The organism is Pseudomonas sp. 21615526 (assembly GCF_013386245.1).
GTDB lineage: Bacteria > Pseudomonadota > Gammaproteobacteria > Pseudomonadales > Pseudomonadaceae > Aquipseudomonas.
The window spans coordinates 1-8,616 of sequence record NZ_JACAOM010000121.1; the positions used below are offsets into that span (position 1 = coordinate 1).

Below are 8,616 nucleotides of genomic sequence, written 5' to 3' on the forward strand. Positions count from 1 at the left end.
CAGGTCGCCCTGGCCGGTGGACGTGATTTCTTCCAAGCAGTTGCTCGCCACCGGCCAGGGCGACCTGACCCGTGCCTTGAGCAAGGTGCTGCCGTCCCTCAACCAGCCGGCCTCGTCGGGCTTCGGTTCGACCTCGATCGTGCGCCCCATCAGCCTGCGCGGCTTGAACGGCGACCAGGTGCTGGTGCTGGTCAATGGCAAGCGCCGCCACAACAGCGCGCTGCTGAACAACGCCACCTCCCTCAACTCCGGCTCGCAACCGGTGGACCTGGACATGATCCCCACCGCCCTGGTGGATCACATCGAAGTCCTGCGTGACGGCGCCTCGGCGCAATACGGGTCGGACGCCATCGGCGGCGTGATCAACATCGTGCTCAAGCAAACCGACCACGGCGGCAGCTTGTCCACCACCTACGGCCAGAACTATGAAAACGGCGACGGCGAAACCGTGCGTCAAACCGGCAATGTCGGCCTGGCCCTGCCCAACGACGGTTTCATCAACCTCGCCCTGGACGTGAAGAAACAGGACGTCTCGGACCGTTCCGATGCGGCGCCGTACACCGACAGTGCCGGCAACACCAGCCAACGCCACACCTACTACGGCACCGGCTTGCCCGAGGCGAAGAACTTCAGCCTCGGCTACAACGCCGAGCTGCCGGTCGCCGACGCGCTGACCCTGTACTCGTTCTCAACCTACACCCACCGCAACTCGGAAAAGCCCCTGGCATTCCACCAGCCGCCGTCGTTCAACGGCATCCAGACCCCGTACCCGGAAGGTATCGAAGACAACCTGCGCTTCATCGAAGACGACTTCCAGGTGGCGTTTGGCGGCAAGGGCCAGGCCGCCGGCTGGGACTATGACCTGTCGAGCACCTACGGCCAGGACCATGCCCGGGCCACCCTCACCGACACCTACAACCTGAGCTACGGCCCGAACTCACCGACCTCGGTCGACACCGGCGTAAAAACCTTCAGCCAATGGACCAACAACCTCGACCTGACCCGCGCCTTCGACCTCGGCCTGTACAAGCCGACGCAGATTTCCTGGGGCCTGGAACAGCGCTACGAAGACTACAAGATCGGCAAGGGTGACCTCGCCTCCTACGCCAGCGGGCCGTTCGACACCGGTGCCAACGGCGCGATCATTCCACCCGGGACCATTTCCGGTGCCGGTACCACCCCGGCCGACGCCGCCGAAAAAAGCCGCATCAGCCTCGCGGGCTACGGCGAGATCGGCCAGGACCTCACCGAAAAATGGCACGTGGACCTGGCCGGGCGCTACGAGCACTACAACGACGGCTCGGGCACCACCACCAACGGCAAGTTCTCCACCCGCTACCAGCTGACCCCGATCCTGGCCTTGCGCGGCACCGTCAGCACCGGGTTCCGCGCACCGTCCCTGGCCCAGCAGATCTACAGCTCCACCTCGCAAACCAGCGTCAACGGGCAACTGTTCGACTACCGCAACGTGGCGGTGAACTCCGATGTGGCCAAGGCCCTGGGCGCGACCACCCTCAAGCCTGAAAAGTCGACCAACTACAGCATCGGGCTGACCCTGCAACCCACTGACAACACCAACATCACCCTGGATGCCTACCAGATCGTGATCAAGGACCGCATCGCCCAGACCGGTTACCTGGGCGGCACGCCGCAAATCAGCGCGATCCTCGCCGCCGCCGGGCTCAACCCGAACCAGGCGGTGACCTACTTCACCAACGCCCTCGACACCACCACCCGCGGCGTCGACCTGGTGGGCGACTACCGCCAGGACATCGGTGCCTATGGCAGCCTGAAATACAGCGCCGGCTTCAACTGGAACACCACCCAGATCGACTCGATCCACGCCTCGACCGTGGCCGCCCAGGCCCTCGGCCCGGACGGTGGCTATGACCGCCAGCGCCAGGGCAACCTCAAGTACGGCTTGCCGCAATCCAAGCTGCTGCTGGGCACCACCTGGACCTACGACAAGGTTGAAACCAGCCTCAACCTGACCCGCTACGGCTCCTACACCGAGTACGGCACCGCCGAGATCTACGACCGCAACTTCGCGCCGACCTGGATCACCGACCTGAACATCGACTACCACCTGACCAAGGCCGTGACCCTGAATGCGGGGGCCAACAACCTGTTCAACAAGTACCCGAAACGCACCGACCTGGTAAGCAGTTCCGGCGGCTTCCCGTACGGTACCTTTTCGCCTTACGGCACCACCGGTGGCTATTGGTACACCGGCGTGACGTACGCCTTCTGACCCAGCCCGCGGGGCCGGTTCACCGGCCCTGCGCCTGACCTTTTGCGGGAGCCTGCCCATGACCCGACGTACCGATCAACTCAAGCTGGGGGCCTTCCTGGCCAACAGCGGCCACCATGTATCGGCCTGGCGCCATCCCCTGGCCCAGGCGGATGCCAGCCTGGATTTCGAGCACTTCAAACACATCGCGCAAACCGCCGAACGCGGAAAATTCGACGCCTTGTTCGTCGCCGACGTGGTCGCCCTGTGGGGCCATCATCATGACGCCCTCAGCCGCACTGCCCGCGCCGAACACTTCGAACCCTTGACCCTGATGGCCGCTTTGGCAGCCGTCACCAGCAACATCGGCCTGATCGCCACCGCCACCACCAGCTACAACGAGCCGTACCATATCGCTCGCAAGTTCGCCTCCCTCGATCACCTGTCCAAGGGGCGCGCCGCCTGGAACCTGGTGACCTCGGTGGTCTCGGATGAGGCCTGGAACTTCGGCCGCGAAACCCATATCGACCATGGCGACCGCTACCAGCGCGCCGAAGAATTCCACGACGTGGTCAAGGGCCTGTGGGACAGCTGGGACGACGACGCCTTCACCCGCGACAAGGCCAGCGGGGAGTATTTCGACCCGGCCAAACTGCACACCCTGAATCATCGCGGCGAACATTTTTCCGTACGTGGCCCACTCAACGTCGCCCGCCCTCCACAGGGCCATCCGGTGCTGGTGCAGGCCGGTGCGTCGGAACCCGGCAAGGCCCTCGCCGCCCGCGTTGCCGAGCTGATTTTTGCGGTCAACCATGACCTGGCCGGCGCCCAGGCTTTCTATCAAGACATCAAGCAACGCGCCGCCGCCTTTGGCCGTGACCCCGACCACATCAAGATCCTGCCCGGTGTCACCCCGTTTATCGGCGAAACCCGCGAACAGGCCCAGGCGCTGTTCGAAGAATTCCAGGCCCTGGTGGACCCGGTGCTGGGCCTGCGTTTCCTGGCCGACACCCTGGGCGATGACATCGACCTGTCGGGCTACGACCTCGACGGCCCGCTGCCGGAAACCCCGGTAGGCCAGCGCGGCAGCCGTCGCGACAAACTGCTGGAACTGGCCCGCAGCCAGAACCTGAGCATCCGCCAGCTGTACCTGCACCTGACCGCCGGCAACCCGGTAATCGGCACCGCCGAAGACATTGCCGACTTCTTCGAGCAGTGGTTCGAAGCCCGTGCCTGTGACGGGTTTAACGTGTTCTTCCCGTACTTCCCGGGCGGCATCGACCTGTTCGTCGAGCAGGTGATTCCACTGCTGCAGCAACGCGGGCTGTTCCGCACCGAATACGAAGGCACCACCCTGCGGGAAAACCTCGGCCTGCCGCGCCCGGCCAATCGCTTTACCCAGGGAGTTACACCATGAAGCGCAGCGCATGGATGCTGGCAGTCGGCAGCCTGTTCGTCTCGAAGGCCTTTGCCCTGAACATTTTGCTGAGCAACGACGACGGTTATCAGCACCCCAATATTCGCGCCCTGTACACCGAGCTCAAGGCCCAGGGGCATACGGTGCGGATTGCCGCACCGCAGGCCGACCAGAGCGCACGGGGCGGTGCGTTTTTCTTTGGTCGCGAAGTCACCGTTGGCCATGACGACGACCCGGCCTACCCCGACAGTTACTACATCAGCACCACTGAAAACGGCGTGTGCCAGAGCCCCGAATGCGCCGGCAAAGACGTGCAGATCGAAATCAGCGGTACGCCGGTAATGGCCCTGCTGATGGGCCTGAAAAAAGTCATGCCCCACCCCGACCTGGTGATCGTCGGCCCCAACCCCGGGAATAACCTGGGGGCGATCAACAGCGCTTCCGGCACGTTCAACGTCGCCAGTGTCGCGGTGCAGGCGGGCATTCCGGCGCTGGCAGTCAGCACCGATTTGAAGGAGGCAGACCCACAACGCGCGGCGCAACTGGTGGCGAAACTGGTCAATGCCCTGGACCAGCATCGCCAGCCCGACGGCGCGCTCTTGCCCAAGGGCCTGGGCCTGAATATCAACCTGCCAAAAGACCCACAGATCAAGGGCGTGAAACTCACCCGCATCGGCAGCTACGTGGGTTTTGAAGCGGTGTACACCGACGACCTCAAGCAATTCAAACTGCCGGGCAAACCCGGCATCGGCTTCCAGTACAGCCCCGCCGCCACCGCCGAGCAGCAGAAGCAGGATGAGGCGGTATGGCTCAACAAGGGTTACTTGACCATCAGCCCGTTCAGCGGCCTGCCGGAGTCGATCAACGCCGGCCCCGCGCTGCAAAAACAACTGGCCCGCGAGGTGCAGCCATGAGTTCGCGTTTTTCCCTGGGGTTTCTCAGCCGCGTCTACAGCCCCGGCTTCGAGCCCAAGGTCTACCGCGACACCGTGGAGTTATTCAAGGTCGCCGAAGAGCTGGGCTTTGACAGTGGCTGGGTGGCGCAGCACCACTTCGCCAGCGAAAACGGCCGCCTGCCCTCGCCCCTGGTATTGCTTGCCGCCATCGCCCAGCGCACCCGGCGGATCAGCCTGGGCACCGGGATTATCGTGTTGCCCCAGGAAGCGCCGCTGCGCCTGGCGGAAGACGCCTCGGTGCTGGACCTGTTGAGCAATGGCCGGCTGGAGCTGGGCCTGGGTGCGGGTTTTGATCCCGACACGTTCACCGCATTCGGTCGTGAGCCTGAGGCGCGCCACCGCGATTATGAGCAGCACCTGCAACAGTTGATCCATGCCCTGGGCAACGCCCCCCTGACCGACAGCGGCTCGCGCCTGTTGCCACGGGCAGCCGGCCTTGGGCAGCGAATCTGGGAAGCCACCTCACGGGTGGAACGGGTGGCCGAGCGCGGCCACGGCCTGATCATGGCGCCCAACCCGCACCTGCCGCCCGAAGCCGGGGTAGAACTGGTCAACCGCTATCGCAACGCCTGGACCGGTGACAACGGCACCCCGCCCCGTGTCACCCGGGTACAGGCGCTGATCCCGAACCCGGACGCCGCCACGCGCAACGATATCCAGGCCTACGTGCAACGCCAACAGAGTATCGGCGTGTACAAGGCGCCGATGGATGATGATTTCGACGCCACCCTCAGGCGCCTCGGCATCCTGCACGGCCCGGTCGAGCAGATCATCGAGCAGTTGCAGCAAGGCCCGAGCCTGACGGCCAACGACCACCTGGTGCTGCAAGTACAGACCGCCAGCACCCCGCTGCGGGAGGCGATCCGCGCCCTGGAAATCATCCGCGAACAGATCGCCCCGGCCCTGGGCTGGCAACCGACACTGCCCCAAGGAACCCTGACATGAGCTTCAAACTGGGCTTTCTCAGCCACGCCTTTGGCGACGATCCACAGCAGGTCTACCGCGACCTGATCGAACAATTCGAAGTCGCCGAAGCCCTGGGTTTCGACGGTGGCTGGATTGCCCAGCACCACCTGAGCAATGGCTTTGGCCGGCTGCCGTCGCCGCTGGTATTGCTGGCGGCGGTGGCCGAGCGAACCCGGCATATCGAACTGGGTACCGGGGTGATCGTGCTGCCTTTCGAAGACCCGATCCGCCTGGCGGAAGACGCCAGTGTGCTCGATGCACTCAGCGGCGGCCGGGTGCAATTGGGCCTGGGCAGCGGCGGCGCCAACCTCGACAATTTCAGCGCGTTTGGCCGTGATGCCGTGCAACGCCAGGTCGATTTCAGCGACCACCAGCAGCAGGTCCAGCAGTTACTCGACGGCGAGGCATTGACGCCCCACAGCGCGCTGACCCTGCAACCGCCAGCAACCGGCTTGAGCAGCCGCTTGTGGCACTCTCACGGCAGCCTCGAAGGCGCGGCATACACCGCCAGCCAGGGCAACGGCTTGCTGCTGGGCACCGCCACCCACGATCCGCTGACGGTGCAAAAACCCCTGGCCGATGCCTACTTGAATGCCTGGACCCGCACCGATCGCCCACCGAAAATCGGCGTGGTGCGGGCAATTTTCCCGGCAGCGGATCGCGCCGGTGCCCAAGCGGAACTGGCGGTGGATATCGAGCGCCACATCCCGCGCCTGCAACGCGAAGGCCTGATCGATCAAGCCGTGGACCTGCAGGAGCACCTGCGCCTGATGAACGTGCACCACGGCCATCCCGACGAAGTGATCGCCAGCCTGCAACAGGACCCGTCCCTGCTGCCCTATGCTGACTACGTGATCGCCGTGGTCCAGGCCGAAAGCTCGACCCAGGCGCAGATCCTCAAGCGCCTGGAAATCATCGCCCGGGACATCGCCCCGGCCCTCGGATGGCGAGGACGAGAGTAGGATGATCAAACGCCCTGAAAGCGTCAGCTCCCGTAGCAGCTGTCGAGTGAAACGAGGCTGCGTAGCGGTGTGCCAGATACACCGCGAACGCAGCCTCGCCGGGGCTCGACAGCTGCTACGACGACGCGTGATGCTGATGCCAAACTATGGAGCCCGTGTATGCCCCTTGAATTCAGTTGGTTGATGCCCCTCTGTACCCCCGACTGGGCGGCGCGGCCGGGGCAGTGGATCCAGCTGGCCCAGGCGGTGGAATACGCCGGCATCGACGGCCTGTGGATCCCCGGCGGCGCGCTGTGTGCCGACAGCCTCGGTGTGGCGGCGGCGTTATGCGCCCACACCCGACGGGTGCAATTGTCGGTGAGCGTACCGCCGGAAGTCATGCTGCCGGCGGCCCTGGCCACCACCCTGCAAAGCCTGCAATCGATCAGCAGCCACCGGGTGCGCCTGCACTTGCCCGACGGCGAACAAGGCAGCCTGCGCAGTGCGTTTGGCGAATGGCTGAACCGCGACCAGCGCAGCGAACGCATCGGCGAATACCTGGAGATTCTCCAACAACTGCTGGCACCGAATGACGGCGGCCTGGATTATCAAGGCCGCTATTTCCAACTGGAAAACGCCGGCGTCGCCCGCCGCGAACTGCCCGCGCCGCCACTGGTGCTGGACGACAGCCAAAGCCACGCGCTGGTGGCTGGCCACGCCCAGGTCTGCCTGTTGCGGCCTGGGCATCCGCAGTGGCTGGCCCAGGAAATACAACGCTGGCGCCAGCTTCAGCCGGGCCTGGCCTTTGCCTGTACCTTCGGCCTGGTCATCGGCGACAGCGAGGACCTGGCCTGGGAAACCGCCGCCGCCCTGCTGCCGACCCAGGACCTGCCCAACCACCGCATCGCCACCGTGCCCCGCGACCGTCACCCGTTGCGCCAGTGGGAGATCCACCCGAACCTGCTGCAACTGCACCCTGGCCAACCGTTGATCCTGGTGGGCACGCCCCGCCAAATCGCCACGCGCCTGCAGGAACTGCACGGCCTGGGCCTTGGCCACATCATCCTGCAAGGCGGCCCGGCGGTCGGCGAAGTGCTGCGCTTTGGTGAACAGATCCTGCCGCTGCTTTTTCAACACGGCCTGCGCAAGGAGCGCCTGCACCATGAACACTGAGGTTCGCCCCCCGATCCAGCTCGACTGGTTCCTGCCCACCAATGGCGACGGTCGCCACCTCACCAGCAGCGGCCTGCCCAAGGTCGGGCTGTTCCAGCAAGGCGAACGTGCCCCCACCCTCGATTACCTGCGCCAGATCGTGCGGGCTACCGAACAGGCCGGGTTCGACGGAATCATGGTGCCCACCGCCAGCGGTTTCGAGGATCCGTGGCTGATTACCGCGGTGCTGGCCCAGGAGGTGCGACGGCTTAAATTCCTCCTGACGTTGCGACCAGGCATGGAGCTGCCGGCCTATACCGCCCACCGTGCGGCGACCTTGCAATTGCTCAGCGAGAATCGCCTGGCGTTGCATGTGGTGACGGGGTCCAGCCGTTTTGAGCAGCGTTCGTTGGGGGACTTTCTCGAACACGATGAGCGTTATGCGCGTACTGCGGAGTTTTTGCAGGTGTTCCAGGCGGTGTGGGCTGGCAAGCAGCCGGCGCATCCGGGGCGCTACTACCGCAGTGGGATCAACACGCCGGTGGCGCCTGGGGCCGAGGTGCCGGCGATCTATTTTGGGGGCGCCTCCGAGGCTGCCGAGCAGGTGGGGGCTGCCCATGGGCAGACGTACCTGATGTGGTGTGAGCCGCCGGCGATGATTGCCGAGCGGGTGCTGCGGATGCGTGAGTTGGCCGCGATGCAGGGGCGGACGTTGCGCTTTGGGTTGCGCTTGCACATCTTTGCCGATCGCACTGACGAGGCGGCCTGGGCGCATGTGGAGCGGCTGTTGGAGGAGATACCCAAGGACGCCATTGACCAGGCGCAGCGGCAGATGGCCAAGTATGAATCGGTGGGGCAGAGTCGCCAGACCGAGTTGATGAAAGGCCGTGGGCGTGGGGCGCGGGAGCTGGAGGTTTCGGCCAACCTCTGGGCCGGTGTGGGCCTGGTACGGGGT

At 64.9% G+C, this 8,616-nt stretch carries 7 protein-coding genes; all 7 read left to right on the forward strand.

Annotated elements, in window-relative coordinates:
* Positions 1–2,251: TonB-dependent siderophore receptor (locus HX786_RS27025; protein WP_178912851.1), on the forward strand; the 2,251-nt coding region annotated here is incomplete at its 5' end.
* Between the two features lie 58 nt (positions 2,252–2,309).
* Entirely contained in the window at positions 2,310–3,647 is a 1,338-nt protein-coding gene (locus HX786_RS27030; RefSeq protein WP_008430347.1) for an LLM class flavin-dependent oxidoreductase, read from the forward strand.
* Complete coding sequence (locus HX786_RS27035) at positions 3,644–4,561, forward strand: 5'/3'-nucleotidase SurE (RefSeq protein WP_008430348.1); 918 nt, start codon at positions 3,644–3,646, stop codon at positions 4,559–4,561. The genes HX786_RS27030 and HX786_RS27035 overlap by 4 nt, the downstream gene beginning before the upstream one ends.
* On the forward strand, positions 4,558–5,547 hold the full coding sequence (locus tag HX786_RS27040) for an LLM class flavin-dependent oxidoreductase (RefSeq protein WP_178912852.1): 990 nt from the start codon (positions 4,558–4,560) through the stop codon (positions 5,545–5,547). Before HX786_RS27035 ends, HX786_RS27040 begins: the two co-directional genes overlap by 4 nt.
* Entirely contained in the window at positions 5,544–6,530 is a 987-nt protein-coding gene (locus HX786_RS27045) for an LLM class flavin-dependent oxidoreductase (RefSeq protein ID WP_178912853.1), read from the forward strand. The genes HX786_RS27040 and HX786_RS27045 overlap by 4 nt, the downstream gene beginning before the upstream one ends.
* A gap of 159 nt (positions 6,531–6,689) precedes the next feature.
* Entirely contained in the window at positions 6,690–7,682 is a 993-nt protein-coding gene (locus HX786_RS27050) for an LLM class flavin-dependent oxidoreductase (protein WP_087695234.1), read from the forward strand.
* On the forward strand, positions 7,672–8,616 hold a 945-nt coding region (locus tag HX786_RS27055), incomplete at its 3' end, for an LLM class flavin-dependent oxidoreductase (protein ID WP_102651183.1). The genes HX786_RS27050 and HX786_RS27055, both read left to right, overlap by 11 nt.

Coding starts and splice junctions, on each gene's coding strand:
- HX786_RS27050 (WP_087695234.1), top strand. CDS start 6,690: ATGCCCCTTGAATTCAGTTGGTTGATGCCCCTCTGTACCCCCGACTGG.
- HX786_RS27045 (WP_178912853.1), top strand. CDS start 5,544: ATGAGCTTCAAACTGGGCTTTCTCAGCCACGCCTTTGGCGACGATCCA.
- HX786_RS27030 (WP_008430347.1), top strand. CDS start 2,310: ATGACCCGACGTACCGATCAACTCAAGCTGGGGGCCTTCCTGGCCAAC.
- HX786_RS27035 (WP_008430348.1), top strand. CDS start 3,644: ATGAAGCGCAGCGCATGGATGCTGGCAGTCGGCAGCCTGTTCGTCTCG.
- HX786_RS27040 (WP_178912852.1), top strand. CDS start 4,558: ATGAGTTCGCGTTTTTCCCTGGGGTTTCTCAGCCGCGTCTACAGCCCC.